The following is a 16,828-nucleotide window of genomic DNA, read 5'->3' on the forward strand; positions in this document are numbered from 1 at the left end:
TGATCGTCGATCAGCACAGCGAATTCCGCGGTCGTGAAACGGCCTTCGTCGTCGATCTCCGACGGCAAATTCAAGAGGAGTTTCAGGCCTGTTTCACTCATTTCCGCTCACCGTGCCGCGTGATGTGCTTTTTCACCCAGGCTCGAAATGCGTCAGCGCAGCCATTTTCCTCGGCTATTTGCTCCAGCTTTGTCAATATCGGGTTAGACAGCTTACCCCTGTAGGGATAACCATGATACGTAGCGCCGCCGTCGCTCGTCTGAGCCTCGTAAATGGCCCCCTCGTAGACCGCGTAAAGCCTCTTGGGCGCGGTAAGCTCACGATCTCCATTCGGGGCGGCGACGGCTTCGTTCAGGAGGCGCTCACGCTCGGCCTCTGAAAGGTTGCAAGGACATTTGCCGATCCATTTCTTGGGATCGCTATTGTCGAACTCGATGACGGGATAGGCATCCTTTCCGACGTGCTTAAATCGTCGCTCGCCTTTGTCGTATTTCCGTTTTGTTCCCTCTACGGTCATGTCAGACGATACGTCCAAGTTGGACTAGACTGGAACCCGACAATAGCGTCGAATGGACTCCATGTCCCAATTTTCATTCCTCGCAGCCGAATTTCCCGACATATTCGTCCACGCCTCCCGCGCCGAGGCGCTGGCGCGCAGCGACTCGCGCGGCGCCGCCTTTTATTGCCGGCTGGCGCTGGAGACCTCCGTCGAATGGCTCTATCGGCATGACGGGACACTGCGCAGCCCCTATGAATCGACGCTCGCCGCGCTGATCGCGGCACCGAGCTTCCAGACGCTGCTCGGCCGCACGCTCTGCGTCAAAGCCCGCTTCGTGAAGGATGTCGGCAACGCCGCCGCCCATGGCAAGCCGGTGGCCCCGACGCAGGCGGCGACGGCGCTGCGCGAATTCTTCGACATCGCCTATTGGCTCGTCCGCACCTACGCAAGGGGCGCGAAGCCCGGGCCGGATGCGGCTTTCAGCCTGGAGGCGCTGCCGAGGCTCGCGCAGGTCCAGCAGACGACGCTGGCGCAATTGCAGGAGGCCGCGCGGCGCTATCAGGCGAGCGTCCAAGACCGCAAGGCGGTCGAGGCTGCCCTCGCCGCCAGCGAGGAGCGCCGCGCCGCGATCGAGGCGGCGCATGAGGCGCTGCAAGCGGAAATCGCGCGCATCAAGGCGGCGAATCAGGCGATCCCCGACCGGCGCGACTATCGCGAGAGCGAGACCCGCGATCTCTTCATCGACACGCTGCTGCGCGAAGCCGGCTTCGATCCGCAGGCCCCGGACGTCGCCGAGGTGGAAGTGCGCGGCATGCCCAATGCGAGCGGCGTCGGCTTCGTCGATTATGTGCTGCCCGGCGCCGACGGGCGGCCGCTCGCGCTGATCGAGGCCAAGCGCAGCCGCCGCGATCCGCGCGACGGACAGCAGCAGGCCAAGCTCTACGCCGATTGCCTCGAGACGCAATATGGCCGGCGGCCGGTGATCTTCTATACGAACGGCTATGAGCATTGGATCTGGGACGATACGCGTTTTTCCCCACGCCCGATCCAGGGCTTTATGAAGCGCGACGAGCTGGAGCTGATGCTCCAGCGGCGCGAGACGCGAAAGACGCTCGCGCCGGAGAATATCGACAAATCTATCGTCGATCGCGCCTATCAGCAGCGCGCCATCCGCCGCGTGACCGAGGCCTTCGAGCGCGACCATGCGCGCAAGGCCTTGCTGGTGATCGCCACCGGCGCCGGCAAGACGCGCACGGTGATCGCCCTCTGCGATCTCCTGATGCGCGCCAATTGGGTGAAGCGCGTGCTGTTCCTCGCCGATCGCAAGGCCCTCGTGACTCAGGCGACGAACGCCTTCAAGAAGCATCTGCCCGGCGCGGCGACGGTCAACCTCGTCGAGGACAAGACGCAGGAAGGCCGCGTCTATGTCTCGACCTATCCGACGATGATGCGGCTGATCGACGAGGCGGACGCCGAGGGGCGGCGCTTCGGAGTCGGCCATTTCGATCTCATCGTCATCGACGAGGCGCATCGCTCCGTCTATCGCAAATACAAGGCGATCTTCGATTATTTCGACAGCCTCCTGGTGGGGCTGACGGCGACGCCGAAGGGCGAGGTCGATCGCGACACCTATCGGCTGTTCGACCTCCAGACCGGCGTGCCGACCGACGCCTACAGCCTCGACGAGGCCGTGCGCGACGGCTTTCTGGCGCCGCCGCGCGCCGTGTCGCTGACCACCGATTTTCTCGACCGCGGCATTCGCTACGACCAGCTCTCCGAGGACGATCAGGAGAAATGGGACGCGCTCGAATGGGAGGAGGACGGCGCCGTTCCGGGCGTCGTCGAGGCGCCGGCGATCAACAAATGGCTGTTCAACGCCGACACGGTCGATCGCGTGCTCGCCCATCTCATGGAGAATGGGCTGAAGGTCGCGGATGGCGACCGGCTCGGCAAGACGATCATTTTCGCGAAGAACCGGGACCACGCCAATTTCATCGCCCAGCGCTTCGACGCGCATTATCCGCATCTCGCCGGCCATTTCGCGCGGGTGATCGACCATTCGATCTCCTATGCGCAGACGCTGATCGATGATTTCTCCGACGCGGAAAAGGCGCCGCATATCGCCGTGTCGATCGACATGCTCGACACCGGGATCGATGTGAAGGAGATCGTGAACCTCGTCTTTTTCAAGCCCGTGCGGTCCAAGACCAAATTTTGGCAGATGATCGGACGCGGCACGCGGCTTTGCGAGAATCTCTTCGGCGAGAAGCAGGACAAGCAATTCTTCTACATCTTCGATTGGTGTCGGAATTTCGAATTCTTCAACGAGCATCCGAATGTCGCCGACGGCAAGGCGGGCGACTCGCTGGGCAAGCGCCTGTTCGCCGCGCGCGTGGAGCTGATCGGCGAAATAGACCGCTCCACGCCGGAGACGCCGGCCGGCGACTATGCGCAACTGCCACCTTCGGTGCTACATGTCGGCGAGAGCGGATCGGACGCCGATCGCGACGCCGCCGTCGCGGAAATCCGCGCATCGCTCGCCGGCGCGCTGCGGTCGGAGGTCGAAGGCATGAGCCTCGACAATTTCCTCGTGCGCCCGCATCGCCGCTCTGTCGAGAAGTTTTCATCCGGCGCCGCCTGGGCGCGGCTCGACGCCGACGCGCGCGCCGAATTGATCGAGCATATCGCCGGCCTTCCCTCATCTGTCGGCGACGACGATCTCGCCGCCAAGCAGTTCGATCTCCTTCTGTTCCGAACTGAGCTGACCCTGCTGCGCGTGGAGCCCTCTTTCATGGGCCTCGCCACGCGCATTCGGGAGACCGCCTCGCTGCTCGAGCCGCTCGCCAATGTGCCGATGGTCGCTGCGGAGATCGCGCTGATCGAGGAGGTCCAGACCGACGCCTTCTGGCAAGACGTCACGCTTCCCATGCTCGAGAGCCTGCGGCGACGGCTACGCGCGCTCGTCAAGCTGATCGAGCGCGAGAAGCGGCCGATCGTCTATTCCGATTTCGAGGATCGCGGCGGCGCCGGCGCCGAGGTGGCGATACGCGGCCTTCCGGTGGGCACGGATATGGACGCCTTTCGCCGCAAGGCGCGCGTCTTCCTGCGTCCGCACGAAAGCCATATCGCCGTTCTCAAGCTGAAGCGCGCCGAGCCTCTGACCGCGACCGATCTCGCCGAGCTCGAGCGCATCTTCAAAGAGTCCGGAGCCGACGACGCCTCCCTCGGCCTCATCCAGTCGGAGGGTGGCCTCGCGCGTTTCGTTCGCTCGCTGGTCGGCCTGGACCGCGAAGCGGCGAAAAGGCTCTTCTCGGAATTCGAGGATGGACGGCGGCTGACCGCGGACCAGCACGAATTTCTAAATCTCGTGATCGATCATCTCACCGAGCGCGGCGCGATGGACCCCGCGCTCCTTTATGAGACGCCTTTCACGGATTTCGACGCCAAAGGCGTCGAAGGCGTCTTCGAGACGGCCGATGTTCTGCGCCTCGTCGACATTCTCCGACGCGTGGACGAGCGCAGCGCGGCGTGAGCAGTGGCCGCCACCGACCTTCCCTCTCCGAGCCGAGGCGATCCCTCGGTTCCGACTCGAGGCATTTCAATGCCTTGGAAATAAATTGGCTCGCGCGCTCGGCAGAGCGAACGCGGAGTGAGAGCCGAGGGAACACGAACAATGACCAAGAATGCGTTCTCCCGCTATGTTGGCGTCGACTATTCCGGCGCGAGGACGCCCACCGATAGCCTGCCGGGATTGCGAGTATATCTCACAGATGACTGCGCGCCGCCTCGCGAGATCACGCCCCCGCCGTCCCCGCGAAAATATTGGACGCGGAAGGCACTCGCCGAATGGTTGGTCGAACTTCTGGCCGAAAATCGGTCTACATTGGTCGGCATCGATCACGGCTTCTCATTCCCGCTACGCTATTTCGAGCACTATGGGCTGTTGCCGGAATGGCCGCGATTCCTCGAGGATTTCTGCCGCCATTGGCCGACCGACGAGGATCTCGTCTATGTCGATTTCATTCGAGACGGCCTTGCCGGAAATGGCGCCGCTCGGACAGGCAATTCTCGCTGGCGCCGTTTGACCGAGGAACGTGTCGGCCGCGCGAAGTCCGTCTTTCATTTCGATGTTCAGGGTTCGGTCGCAAAATCGACCCATGCCGGAATTCCCTGGCTGCGGTTCATTCGCCGCAGCCTGCCGGATCGTGTCCACTTCTGGCCTTTCGACGGTTGGAGCATCCCGTCCGGCAAATCAGCGATCGCGGAGGTCTATCCCGCGCTTTGGAGCCGCGGCTTCGCTCGCGAGGATCGAACAGGCGATCAGCATGACGCATATAGCATAGCGGCCTGGCTCGCCCGCGCGGATCGCGAAGGCGAGCTCACACATTATCTAACTCCCCGCTTGGCGCCGCCGGAGCGCGTCGTCGCAGAAGTCGAAGGTTGGATCTTGGGAGTCCCGGGGTCGTTCGACTGACGGGAGAGGCCCTTGACACCGTCTCTCGAACGCCAGATACTTTGCATTGCAAAGCATGAGACCCCGATGACAGACGTGGACAAGGCCCTAGCCGACATCGCCGAGATGCGCGAACGCGTCGCGCAATCTTTGGAGTTTCGTGGATATGGACCGCAGGCGCTCGCCGCGACGGCGATTCTCGCCGGCGCTGCCGGCTTCACGCAGATATTCCTCATTCCGACGCCAGACTCCGAACCTTTTGCCTATTTCGCTCTTTGGACGTTTGTCGCCGGCTTCGCGATCGTAATCATCGGCGTCGAAGCGGCGCGCCGCGTGGCAACGGAACATGGCGGCTTGGGCGGAGAAATGCTCCTTTCAGCGGCGCGACGCTTTGCGCCCGCCGGTCTCGCGGGGTTGCTCACGAGCCTCGTCATTCTTCGCCATGCGCCGGAGGCGGCCTGGATGCTTCCCGGCCTCTGGCAGATCATGCTGAGCCTCGGCGTGTTCGCAGCCGCCCATTCTCTGCCGAGAGCGATGATCCTCGTCGCCGCCTGGTATCTTTCGACCGGGCTCGCCTGTCTCGTCTATGCGGCGGGACCGCACGCCTTCACTCCTTTCGCAATGGCTCTGCCATTTTGTGGCGGTCAGATTCTCGCCGCCGTCGTCATGCGCCTCAGCCGAGGAGGCGACCATGACGAAGAGTGAGCAATCGGCGGGGCGCTTCGCCTATGAAGGGCTCGACCGCGTGATCCACGAAAAGGCGCGCCTCGGCCTGCTGACCTCGCTCGTCGCCCATCCCAAAGGGCTTCCCTTCGGCCAATTGAAGCGGCTGTGCGGCCTGACCGACGGAAATCTGAGCCGTCATTTGCAGGTGTTGCAGGAGGATGGGCTCGTCTCCATCGACAAGCGCTTCGAAGGGCTTCGTCCGCTGACGACGTGCCGGATCACGCCATCTGGACGGAAGCGCTTCCTCGGCTATCTCGAAGTGCTCCAGCAGGTCCTCGAGGACGCCAAGAGCGAGGCTCGGCAAAACGGCGATAAGATCGGACGCCTGTCGACGACCTGAGCGCTCTCTTTTTTTGCCCCCTAACTTTGCATTACAAAGGTATTTGTATTGAAAGACACAACATCATTGGCGCCAGCCCTCCTGCTTCCGGAGCGAAACCATATTTGGAGCCCGGCGCTGCGCCGGCGCCTGCTTCTAGCGTCGGCGGCCTATGCAGGCGTGCTTCTAGCGGCCGTCGTTCTCGCTTCAATCACGCATAGCGACGAGGCGCGCGCGTTCGCTCTCGGCCTCATGGGCCCCGGCTTCGGCTTTCTGATGTGGGCGACGCCCGGCACACCATCCTTCGCGCCTCATCTCGCTCTATGGATCGCCGGCATGGCCGCCTTCGTCGGCGCCGTGGTCTTCTGGTTCGCGACCGGCGCCATCGTCGCGCCGATCCTGATCTGGCTGGCCGAGGCCGTGCTCGCAGCCAATTGCGGCGACGGGCTCGCCTGGCCGACGGCCGTGTGGATCACGCCTGTCGGCATTATCGCCGCGCTCGATGTCGCGCTCGTCCTCGCTGTCGCGTCGGGCCAGCGCGCGAAAGCCGAGCGGCGCCGCGCCAACGCCTATCTCGCAGGCTGCCGCTGTGAGCCGAGCCCTGTCTCGTCGCCGCCCGCGGGGGAGCTGTCGCGCGACGATCTGCGCCGTATGCGCCTCCTCCTCGATCGCGCCTTGCAGCCGTTAGACGACTTCGAGGGGTTCGAGTGGATCGATCAATTCCAGACCGCGGCGATCCGCTATCAATCGAATTTCATCTCCTATGCTCTGTCGATCGCGCAGGCCGAGCGGCTTCCGGCCTTCCAGGCCTACCTCACGAAGGCGCAGGAGAATCTCGTTCTCAAGCAGATGGACCACCGAGTCTGGCGCTATTGGCGTCTCGAAAGCCTGTGGGGAAATCTGCGCGACGACATCGATCCCGTTCCGCGTGACAACATCATGTTCACCGGCTTTCTCGCGACACAGATCGCGCTCTTCCAGGCGGCGAGCGGAAGCCGACGCTTCGATGCTCCGGGCAGCCTGTCCTTTCGTCATCCGTCTGGACGCGTCTTCACCTATTCCTTGCCGGAACTCGTCGACGTCCTGGCGGCAGGGTTTCGCCGAGCCGAGCTCGGCCTCCTCGCCTGCGAGCCCAATTGGGTCTATCCGCTCTGCAATTTGATTTCCGCCTGTTCAATACGCGCCTACGACGCGAGTGCCGGAGGCGGTCGTTGGTCTAGGATCGCCCCCACATTCCGTGATCGCCTCGAAAGCGATTTTCTCCTCTGTGATGGGCGGATCGTTCCTTTCGTGTCGAGCGCCGTCGGATTGGCGCCGAGCGTGGGCGGCGCGGTCATGCAGACATTTCCCTGCTTGTTCCTCGACGCGCTCTTTCCGGACATCGCGTGGCGGCAGTGGCTTCTCGCTCGCCGCGAGCTCACGCCGCAACGCATGCGCCGCGCGCTCTGGCCGATCGACGTCGGCAACTATCGTCTCACGCGAGCGTCGAGCTATGCCGCAAGCGCCGCTGCCGCCGTCGCTATGGGCGACGAGGAGGTGGCGACGCTCTTGCTCGACGCTCTGGAGCGCGCCTGTCCCGAGATGACCTTTGAGGATGTTACTCATCGCCCACGGGCTTCGCTCTGGGCGCATGCCGTCGAATTTCTCGCGCGCGCGGGACGCGAAGGATCATTGCATCGTATCGTCGTCCAGCCGCCACTCGCCGCGCGCGGTCCTTTCATCAGCGAGGCGCCCTATCCGGACATTCTGCCCGCGAGCGCTCATACGAGCGGCGGCGCCCTTCATGCCGTGCTCTATCCCGGCCGCGGCGCCGGCATTCGGATGCTCACCATCGGCGGCCTCGACCCCGGACGCTCATATTTCGTCCGCGCCTGCGATGAACGGCGGATCGCGGCGGATCATTCCGGCGAAATGCGGCTCGACATTACGCTCGAGAAGAGAACCGAGCTTCACGTGGCGCCAGCCGCCTGAGGGAAAATCCATGATCTGCTGCGCTCTGATCGCGATCCTCTTCGCGCCTCTGCTCCTTCTGGCGCGCGCTTGCCGCGGGGCTACTCGCGATCCTCTCGCATGGCGGCTCCATGCGCCGACCTTGTCCTCCGAACGCCCTGCTCTTTCATCGCACGCGCTTTCATGGCGCGCGCGGATACGGAGCTTTTCTTTCGCCTTCGCCGGCCTCGCCTTCATGTTGCGCACACAGCCCAATGCGTGGGTTCACCTCGTGGCCACAGTGCTGGTCATCTGCGCCGGCCTCCTTCTGCCCGTGAGCCTGTCCGATTGGCGCTGGCTGATCGCCGCCATCGCATCTGTCTGGATGGCTGAGGCGATCAACACGGCCATCGAACATGTTTGCGACGTCGTATCACCGCAGTTCAACCTGTCCGTGAAGCGCGCCAAAGACATCGCCGCAGGCGCCGTCCTCGTCGGCGCGATCGGCGCCGCGACAATCGGAGCGACCGTCTTTCTGCCCTATTTCGGCGCATCGATCTCCCGCTGAAGCGCTACGGGCTTCACGCAGCACCGACCGTGGCCGCCTTATTCGAGAGCAGCCAATGATCCACCGTCAACTTGCGTCGGCGCCTATGACGACCTGTCGACCACAGGCGCATCGGAACCTCCATTTTTCGAAGCGCTCTCTGAGGCTCGGGCAGCTTCAGCAGCCGCACGGGCTCTCGCAAAGGCCACATGGTTGAACTTACCGCCTCCCTGGCGGTGGAGAGACGGATTGGAATCTGCGACAGCCTCGCTTTCAATAGCGTCGCCGAAGGACTCCGGCCCAGCCAAACCGTTAGCATCTCCCGACACTATATCGGCAGCGAGTCTCGGCGCCGATGGATCGATGTCGCTCGGGTCGTCATGAAAGTCGACAGAATCGCGCGCATCCGAGACAGCGGCGTGGTTGCTCGCGAGCGATTCGCTACTTGCGTTTTGGGGAACATCGCTCGGCGCAAAGGCGCTACTTTTCTCCACGAGAACATCCGCACGCTCGGCCACGCCGAATACGGCACATAAAGCGCTTGGCGCGGGCGTCAGATTGTCCACCAGCTTCTCCGGTGAAGGCTCCTCACGCAGCACGCTCGCCGAAATTTCAGGAGAAGTTACATCCTTGACCGACGAACCTCTCGTATCCTCCAACTGGGCGATCTCCTCGATCGTCACGCGGGCGCCAAAACGCCCGCGGAGGATCAGCGCCGCCTCACGGCTGACCTTGCCGCACCAAATCCCTTTGCGACCGTTCTTCGTCAGACCACATGACTTGAGCTGCTCTTTGATTACAATCGTCGGATTGGTGAGCCGGTGGATCGTGACGAGGCAATGATCCTCGCCGCCGACATTCGCCAGAGGCCCTGTGGATTGTGGATCGCTTTGCCCGCGCTGCGCCGGCCCACGTTCGTCCAATCGACCGATCAATGTCGACTCTGAACGCCTCAATTCGCTGTCCACGCGTTCCAACGTCTCGAGAAACACCTCAGACGTCGCAGAGAACATCCCGCGTTGTTCGAACATCGCCACGACCAGCCCCTCTTTGTCACGGCGTAGCGTCTGAACCTCGGTTCGCAGACGATCTTCCAGGACCTGAATATGCGTTGCAGCAGCATCCACTCGTTCCTGCTGCTGCTGAATTCCGCGAACCATCGCGCGAAGGGCTTTATCGGCTTTGTCAAACATGGACTACGGCTCGCTGCTGTTCGACCCCTATCGAATAGAGCATGCCACGACACTACGCATCGTTCTACGCTTAAGTTTTCTGGACATTTGCTACAGGCGGAGACATGCTCAATATGCAAAGTGAATTTTCTGCCAAATCCGGGGCAAAATGCCATGGCGATTGCGTATGTGCGGGCGCGTCCAATGCGCATGCGGCCACATGTCAGCATGGCTGCACTCGTGTCCTATTGCGGGCGCAGCGCTATCGTGGACCCGAGATTAAATCGTAGCTGGACGTTCCGTGGCGACGGCTCCGATATGGTCCATGAGGAGATCGTGCTGCCGATAGGCGTGGCCCCAGAATTTGCGAATCCGGCGGCATTCGCCAACGCAATCGATTATGCCGAAGCACGACGGATGCGCAAATCAGACGGTCGAACTCGGTGGCCGCAGGTCTGCTGGACGCTCGTTGTCGCCCTCCCTCCAGATGACGAATTGACGCTGGACGAGGCGATCGAGGTGACCCGACGCCTGGTCCAACGAACATGCGGTCCGCATGATCTTCCCGCGCATATCGCGATCCACGACCCGGCCCGACTCGCACAGAGCCACGGATCTCTGAACAGACACGCCCATGTGTCAGTCGGGCTGCGGCCGATGTTTGTGGGTCCAAAAGTTCGCGATCTTTGGGCGCGTCCGCGCCATGGACAGAAACACGGTCTACCGGCGACGTATATTGCCGAAGGTGTTTCGTGGCCCGAAATGACCCGCGATGTCCTCATACGCTTCTTTGGAGAGTTGGGGCTAGACAATGTGGTCGATCCCTCTGCGCCGGCGCCGGATCGGCATTGGAGCGACTCCGACCTGCACGGCGACGACGATAAGGTCCACAATTATCGACAGACGCAGCATAAGAAGAATCTCGCTCTGATCTATGGCGACGCGTCGACCCTTATCGAAACGTTACTCCGTGGTCGATCCATGATGCGGATCGGCGAAATCCACCGTCTCCTGGCGAAATTCGTCGATCGGGAATCGGATCGAACTGTCCGGGCGAACGAAATTCTTGCCGACCCGGAGATCGTGACGCTCGGACGCCCAGCCCCCGGCGGGATCACAACTCCGCGCTTTGCAACCACGCGGCGCATATTCAAGCTGATCTCGGCGGCGACAGATGCGATCGAGGAAGCGAGACGTACCACTGCGATTCAAGTGATGTCGGGTAACGACCATACAGCGGTTCTAGAGCAGATCCTCGAGGATCAGTTACGAGACGCAGTCATCGTAGGGACCCGCCAATCCGATTGTGCCGAATGTGCGACACTCCTGAACGCGGAACGATCACAAGTCGTCACCGTTGCCAAAGCAATCGATCGAGAGTCGGCGTCCGAGGCAATCGTGGTTCCACGAGCAGAATGCGTCGTGGATCAAGATCTCGCCGCTCTGATCCTCTCCGCCCATGAGAGCCGAGTTCGACTCGTCCTAGGCTTCGACCTCAGCTCACAGGCCGGACATTGTCATGGTCTCACCTCCTATATTGCGGATCGCCTCAGCCCGCATCGGAGCAGAACCCCTTGCGACGCCGCGCAGTTGGTCCGGGCCGGACTGATGGATCAAGCGGTACGGATGCTTCATGAACGGATCGTCTTTGGCTTCGCTGAGGATCGTGCATCTCCCCGAGGACTGGATAGCTGGACAGTGTGTGACGATCCTGATCGCTTGAGCCTTTTGATCTCACGGGCGCACGAGATGCGAGGCCTGCTGGACCCACTCGATCATCCCTATTCGATCCACGCTGACGGTCGGGACATCACTTTCTACATCGGTGAGTGGATCGTATTCGAACGCACCGTCTATGGTCCGAAGCCATCCGAAATCCGCGCCGGCGGATTCGGGCGTGTACTCGCCGTCGACGACGAGCATGGAACGCTCGTCGTCGATATCCTTGGCCTAGGAGTGCGGACGGTCGACGTCCAGAAAGCACGTCTCCGATCCGCTGCGGCGATCCGCCTACGCGAAGCCAAGCGGGCACCTTCCGAGGTCGAGCTGCGCATCGAGATCTCGACGTCCCGCCACGCCTGGGCGGCGATATTGCTCGCGGCGGAACGCGGGAACGCGACTCTCTTCGTCGCCTCGGCTGTCGCGCGAACTCTTGACGAGCTCGTGGAAGTCGCCCGCAGCTCTCTTCCGTCCCCCGCGCTATGCTCATTGAAGCCGATACGCGATCCTGACGCCGACATGCACGCAGTGTACGAGGACATTCTCGCGAATTCTCATGACATCTCGTTGCGAGCGGACGACGTCGACATTTTCCCAGAGCCGGCGAACAATCCAAGACATCGAGAGGAAGCGGACCGCCCCGCCGTAACGTTAGACGAATTTCCAACACCGAAACCGGGCCCACGGCTTCCACCTATCGCCATAGGCATGCCATCGCTGCACGAGCGGTTGCGATCTGCGATCGCCTCCGACCCTCATGCACTCGAGGGCTTGCGCTTCGTACAACGGTCGATCCACAAGACGAATCCCGGTCGCGCTGACGCGTACGATAAGATCATGAAATTTATCGGACTGGAAAAATCCGTCGCGGCAGCGGTGGTCCGCGCGGAATATAGCGCGTCGCCGCGAGCGCGATGTCCCGACTCGCTGAACGATGAGTTCGACCTACCGCAATCGCTGATAGACGAATTGCCTGCCGCTTTGGAAGAGATCGAAATCTTCAGAGCGTGCACTATCTTGTCGCTCCTCGCACAGCGGATCACACAAACCCAGATTACGCCGCACATCGTTATCGAAGACGACACGAAAGATCCGCTCTCGTCCGATCCCTAGAAATCGAAGAAGTAGTCTATAGTTGCAACGCACGAGGGACTCGGCCTATTCGCCATTTTTAAATGCAGACCGGGCCAATCATTTTCGGCGCCAAAAATTCTGATCAGGCCGTTCCAGTTCGAACACAGGGAGTCTACGGCGTGAACTCGATTGGTTAGGTTAGCGATTCCGAGGCTGGCGTCGGACCTCTCGCCCCCTTGGGGGACCGCAGGCTCAGCGCCTCACGACAAGCCTACTTTTTTACCGAGAGCCGCCTTTCGATAGCGTCGAATTTCGATGCGGCTGCCCACTGCCTGCAAGCATGTTCAGATGCGAGCGTCGCGCAGACAGGGAGCATGGTCCCTGCGGGGAAGGTTTCTCACTAGAGTTTTTGGTGGCCGAAAAATGTCAAAATCGTGTCTGCGCCTAAAACGCCGACAAATGGCCTTCCTGTGGCTTCAAGGGCCCGGATGATACAAAGGTCATTTCGGGTGACTGATGGCGTCTATAGGCCAACCAGACGGCTCGGTTTCGAAAAGGGGCCCCAAAAAACGATCTGGGCCGCAAAAGAAGGTCGCCTGCCGGGCTCGACCTCCCTCCGACGGAGTCGTGTCGCCGAAAGGCAACGCGCATGCGCACACACGATTGGACCCACCCACCTTCGCACGCGTTCACAAGACAAAACCCCGCCGGTCTGACCCATCGCAGCGCGATCACCACGATTGCGGCGCAGTTAATTGACGCCGGCCGGAGTCGCAACCGCCGCGCCAAACGAAAGGATCGAACCCATGAGCATAGAGACAATTCTGCCCAGCAAGCTCGGCTTCGGCGCCGCCCCGCTCGGAAATATGTTCCGCGACATTCCCGAGGAGGAAGCGCTCGCGACTGTGGAGGCCGCCTGGAACGACGGCGTCCGCTATTTCGACACCGCGCCCTTCTATGGAGCCGGCCTCGCGGAGCTCCGCTTGGGCGAAGCCTTGGCGGGGAAGCCGCGCGAGGATTATGTCATCAGCACCAAGGTGGGCCGCGTCATTCTCGACGAGGTCGAGGACGTAGGCGCCCGCGATCTCGGCGAGAAGAGCGGCGTCTTCGCGCATGGCCGTCCGAACCGCATCGTCAATGATTATTCGGAGAGCGCGACGCTGCGCTCGCTGGAAGACAGTCTGAAGCGCCTGAGGACCGACCATGTCGAGTTCGTCTTCGTCCATGATGTGGCGCAGGACTTCTATGGCGACGAATGGCTGGCCATGTTCGAGAGCGCGCGCCTCGGAGCGTTTCGCACACTCGACCGGCTGCGCGAGGAGGGTGTGATCGCGGGATGGGGCCTCGGCATCAATCGCGTCGAGCCGATCGAGATCGTTATGGAGCTCGACGAGCCGCGTCCCGACATATTTCTGCTTGCCGGCCGCTACACGCTGCTCGACCATGACAAGGCGCTCCAACGCGTGATGCCGATGGCGGCGGAACGCGGTCTGCGCATCGTCGTCGGCGGGCCCTATAGCTCGGGCGCGCTGGTGGGAGGACCCAATTTCGAGTATGCGCCGGCGACGCCGGCCATTCTCGACAAGGTGGCGCGGATCAAGGCGATCGCCGACGAGCATGGCGTCGGCATGAAAGCGGCCGGACTGCAATTTTCGCTCGCCAATCCGGCGGTCGCAGCGGCAATCCCGGGCGCGAGCCGTCCGAGCCGAATTGCCGAGGATCGCGCCGCCATGGATGAAGTCATTCCGGTGGAGTTCTGGCGCCGCCTACGCGGCGCCGGCCTCATCAATCCCGCCGCGCCAGCTCCTGTTGCACGGTGACGAGGCGCGCCGGCTCGATCCGAGTCGAGCCGGCGATTGGCTCACGACCGCTTCCTCTTCGACCGATCAATCACATGGCGGCCGAGCCGACCGACCACGCACCGTCTCAAAGATAGCCGCGGCGCATCACCGATTGCGTCGCGGCGCCAGCATGCTACAAAAGCGCTTGACACCACTCGGCCACTGCTGCCGGACGTGATGCGAGACCAACGACTTGCGCAGTCTGGCGCCCGGGGGCAGTATCCTCCCGCCCCAGCCAGAATTCCGTAAATCATTGGAATCGCTAGAAAACTGCCTCAGCTGGGGCGCGTTTCCACATCCGTGTGACACATGGCTGGTACACCACGGAGATTTTCGTGCCTGCCATACCCCATGTCGTGCGTCGCGGCGCATACTATTATTGGCGGCGGCGACTGCCATCGGCCCTTGCCGAATCGAGAAATCTGCGACCCTGATTCTCGGCCTGGGCGCCAGCAACCCCGGGAGAGCGCGCTACCTCGCCGGCCAGATTTTAAGCGCTCGCCGATCGTTGTTTCTTTCCGGCCGCCATGACCAGTCGCCTCTCCCAGCCGCAAATCCAGAAGGTGTTCCGCATCGTCTTCACGCAGCACCTCGACAAGCTCGAGGCCGTGGCGGCGCGCGAACGCACGGAGAACGATTTCGATCCCGAGAAGAGCCGCCGCAGCGAGCGCGTGATGGGGCACGTCTATCGCCTGCTCGAGACGCGTGGCCGCGCCGCCGCCGTCGACGAACGCGCCGCCGCGCAAATGGCGGCGCAGGGGATTGCGCAGGACGAGATCGCCGAGACCGCCTTCATGCTCGATCTCATGCAGCGCCAAAACGTCGCCGTCGAAAAGAAGGAGCGACTCGCGACGCTCGTCGAGGAGGTCGGCGGTGAGCCCAATCCGATGAACATCGCGCTCGCCCAGGAGACGGTCTACCGGGCCTTCGCCGAGGCGAATTTTCAGTCGGAGCGCCGCCATGACGGCGTGCGAGTCGAGATCGAGAAGACCATCGCCGACATTCTAAAGGATCACGCCGAAGCGCCCCGCGACTCGGTCGATCACACCGAGTCGAGGCTCGTCGTTGCTCCCCTCGCCTCATCCCCGATTGTCGTCCATCGAGAAGCGGCCGCAGAGACGGCCGAAGGCGCCCGAACCGAACATGCGGCGCTGTTGGCCGCCTCTGCGCCGACGCCACCTGCCGACCCCGCGCCCGCGCCCGTGCCCGTGCCCACGCCGACTCCCGCCACGGTAGCGAGAACGAAGCCGTTGACGCTCGACGAGCATCCATTCGTCGTGCTCGCCGAGGGGGTCATCCAGAAGAATGCGGACGCCAAGGCCTGGGACACGAAATCCCAGCGTCAGGTGCGTCAGATTTCGCGGCTTTTCGCGAGGCTCCTCCTCGAGCAGGGCGTCGTCGAGTTCGAAGACATCCACCAGAAGCACCTGGGCGATCTCGACGACCTCTTCGGCGCTGTCGCCAAGAGCTACGGCCGCAGCCCGCGAGACAATCACCGGACGCTCGACCAGCTTCGCGCGATCGGCGCGGCCAAGCCGCCGTCGGAGCGCGGTTTGGTCGCTGGAACGGTCAATCGGCATTTTTCATTTCTGGGCCAGGTCCTCGCCCATATTCGAAGCCGCGGTCACAAGCTCGACCGAGACATCGACATGACGCTGATGCGTCGCAAGTCCACGGAACGCGGGCGCACGAAGCGCGGACTCCTGACCGAAGCCGACGCCGCAGCGATCTTCCACCTCGCCTTCTTCACCGGCTGCGCCGGTTGGAAAGACGACGAGATCTTGATCCCAGGCCCGCACGTATTCCACCGCGCGCTGTATTTCGCGACGCTCATGCTCCACTACACCGGAGCGCGGCGCGAGGAAATCTGCGGCCTCTCCGTCCGCGACGTGGCCTCCGTCGACACGGTGATCGACGGCGAGTTACAACGCCTCCACTATATAAAGGTCAGAACGAGCGAAATTCGGCGCATCAAAAATCTGTATTCCGAGCGCTCGGTCGCCCTGCACCCGGAGCTCATCCGCCTCGGCTTTCTCGATTATGTCGCGGCCGTGAGAGCACTCGGCTATGAGATGGTCTTCCCCGATCTCAAATCGCCGACATCCTCGTCACCTCTGGGCGATCGGCTCTATGACGAGCTGATCGACGGGCTGCACCAAGCCATTCCCGACGCCAAGGAGCGCAAGAAGGTCATCCATTCGATGCGGAAATCTTTCGGCAATTCATTGAAACAGAAGGGGATTCATAGCGAGATTCGGAGCGACATCATGGGGCATTCGGGAGCCACCCCGACCGAGGAAATCTACTGCGACGCGATCGCGCTCGCCGACATGCTGCCGACCATCATGAAGATTCCGATCGTGACGGCGCATCTACAGCCTCACCCGATCCGCCTGCTGCCCTGGGTGCAGGACAAGCTGCGGCCGCCATTCTCGCGGAAGCGGAGGGGGACGGATGGCGCGGGTCCGGGACGCAGGCGGATGAGAAAAACAAAGGACGAATCAGACCGCTCGTGACCCTTTGCCGCCATTGTCACGGCTCCGATCGAG

At 62.4% G+C, this 16,828-nt stretch carries 11 protein-coding genes; 9 read left to right on the plus strand and 2 right to left on the minus strand.

The window, feature by feature from the left end:
• Nucleotides 1-97 precede the first annotated feature (97 nt).
• Nucleotides 98-517 carry a hypothetical protein gene (locus tag GYH34_RS15835; RefSeq protein ID WP_161914422.1) on the minus strand — a complete coding sequence of 140 codons (420 nt, stop codon included), beginning with the start codon at nucleotides 515-517 and terminating at the stop codon, nucleotides 98-100.
• Between the two features lie 61 nt (nucleotides 518-578).
• On the opposite strand from GYH34_RS15835, the gene GYH34_RS15840 reads away from it, so the two are divergent.
• The 6 genes from GYH34_RS15840 to GYH34_RS15865 all read left to right on the plus strand — a co-directional run bounded on the left by GYH34_RS15840 (nucleotide 579) and on the right by GYH34_RS15865 (nucleotide 8,494).
• Complete coding sequence (locus tag GYH34_RS15840; RefSeq protein WP_161914423.1) at nucleotides 579-4,031, plus strand: DEAD/DEAH box helicase family protein; 3,453 nt, start codon at nucleotides 579-581, stop codon at nucleotides 4,029-4,031.
• Between the two features lie 318 nt (nucleotides 4,032-4,349).
• Nucleotides 4,350-4,973: a hypothetical protein gene (locus GYH34_RS15845; RefSeq protein WP_244635157.1), complete on the plus strand. Its 624-nt coding sequence runs from the start codon at nucleotides 4,350-4,352 to the stop codon at nucleotides 4,971-4,973.
• A 66-nt stretch (nucleotides 4,974-5,039) separates the two neighbouring features.
• On the plus strand, nucleotides 5,040-5,657 hold the full coding sequence (locus GYH34_RS15850; RefSeq protein WP_161914425.1) for a hypothetical protein: 618 nt from the start codon (nucleotides 5,040-5,042) through the stop codon (nucleotides 5,655-5,657).
• A complete protein-coding gene (locus tag GYH34_RS15855; protein ID WP_161914426.1) occupies nucleotides 5,644-6,018 on the plus strand; it encodes a transcriptional regulator in 375 nt (124 codons plus the stop codon). The genes GYH34_RS15850 and GYH34_RS15855 overlap by 14 nt, the downstream gene beginning before the upstream one ends.
• A gap of 66 nt (nucleotides 6,019-6,084) precedes the next feature.
• Nucleotides 6,085-7,968 (plus strand): hypothetical protein, encoded by a 1,884-nt coding sequence (locus tag GYH34_RS15860; protein ID WP_244635159.1) that lies wholly within the window; start codon nucleotides 6,085-6,087, stop codon nucleotides 7,966-7,968.
• A 121-nt stretch (nucleotides 7,969-8,089) separates the two neighbouring features.
• Complete coding sequence (locus tag GYH34_RS15865) at nucleotides 8,090-8,494, plus strand: diacylglycerol kinase family protein (protein WP_256367050.1); 405 nt, start codon at nucleotides 8,090-8,092, stop codon at nucleotides 8,492-8,494.
• 83 nt (nucleotides 8,495-8,577) lie between these two features.
• Here the strand turns inward: GYH34_RS15865 and GYH34_RS15870 are convergent, their stop codons facing one another.
• Nucleotides 8,578-9,666, minus strand: a complete 1,089-nt coding sequence (locus tag GYH34_RS15870) for a hypothetical protein (RefSeq protein ID WP_161914427.1) — start codon at nucleotides 9,664-9,666, stop codon at nucleotides 8,578-8,580.
• A gap of 120 nt (nucleotides 9,667-9,786) precedes the next feature.
• Here GYH34_RS15870 and GYH34_RS15875 point away from each other — a divergent pair, with 120 nt between their 5' ends.
• From GYH34_RS15875 to GYH34_RS15885, 3 genes are all read left to right on the plus strand, one after another.
• The gene (locus GYH34_RS15875; RefSeq protein WP_161914428.1) at nucleotides 9,787-12,477 is read left to right on the plus strand and encodes a MobA/MobL family protein; all 2,691 of its coding nucleotides are present in this window, start codon (nucleotides 9,787-9,789) and stop codon (nucleotides 12,475-12,477) included.
• A 767-nt stretch (nucleotides 12,478-13,244) separates the two neighbouring features.
• Nucleotides 13,245-14,258 carry an aldo/keto reductase gene (locus GYH34_RS15880; protein ID WP_161914429.1) on the plus strand — a complete coding sequence of 338 codons (1,014 nt, stop codon included), beginning with the start codon at nucleotides 13,245-13,247 and terminating at the stop codon, nucleotides 14,256-14,258.
• Nucleotides 14,259-14,806: 548 nt separating this feature from the next.
• Nucleotides 14,807-16,795, plus strand: coding sequence for a tyrosine-type recombinase/integrase (locus GYH34_RS15885; RefSeq protein ID WP_161914430.1), 1,989 nt, complete (start codon nucleotides 14,807-14,809; stop codon nucleotides 16,793-16,795).
• Nucleotides 16,796-16,828 lie beyond the last annotated feature (33 nt).

Source organism: Methylosinus sp. C49, assembly GCF_009936375.1.
GTDB lineage: Bacteria > Pseudomonadota > Alphaproteobacteria > Rhizobiales > Beijerinckiaceae > Methylosinus.

Excerpts from the sequence above, each read along its gene's own strand:
- GYH34_RS15885 (WP_161914430.1), top strand. The coding sequence starts at position 14,807 with ATGACCAGTCGCCTCTCCCAGCCGCAAATCCAGAAGGTGTTCCGCATC.
- GYH34_RS15880 (WP_161914429.1), top strand. The coding sequence starts at position 13,245 with ATGAGCATAGAGACAATTCTGCCCAGCAAGCTCGGCTTCGGCGCCGCC.
- GYH34_RS15850 (WP_161914425.1), top strand. The coding sequence starts at position 5,040 with ATGACAGACGTGGACAAGGCCCTAGCCGACATCGCCGAGATGCGCGAA.
- GYH34_RS15840 (WP_161914423.1), top strand. The coding sequence starts at position 579 with ATGTCCCAATTTTCATTCCTCGCAGCCGAATTTCCCGACATATTCGTC.
- GYH34_RS15855 (WP_161914426.1), top strand. The coding sequence starts at position 5,644 with ATGACGAAGAGTGAGCAATCGGCGGGGCGCTTCGCCTATGAAGGGCTC.
- GYH34_RS15870 (WP_161914427.1), bottom strand. The coding sequence starts at position 9,666 with ATGTTTGACAAAGCCGATAAAGCCCTTCGCGCGATGGTTCGCGGAATT.
- GYH34_RS15835 (WP_161914422.1), bottom strand. The coding sequence starts at position 517 with ATGACCGTAGAGGGAACAAAACGGAAATACGACAAAGGCGAGCGACGA.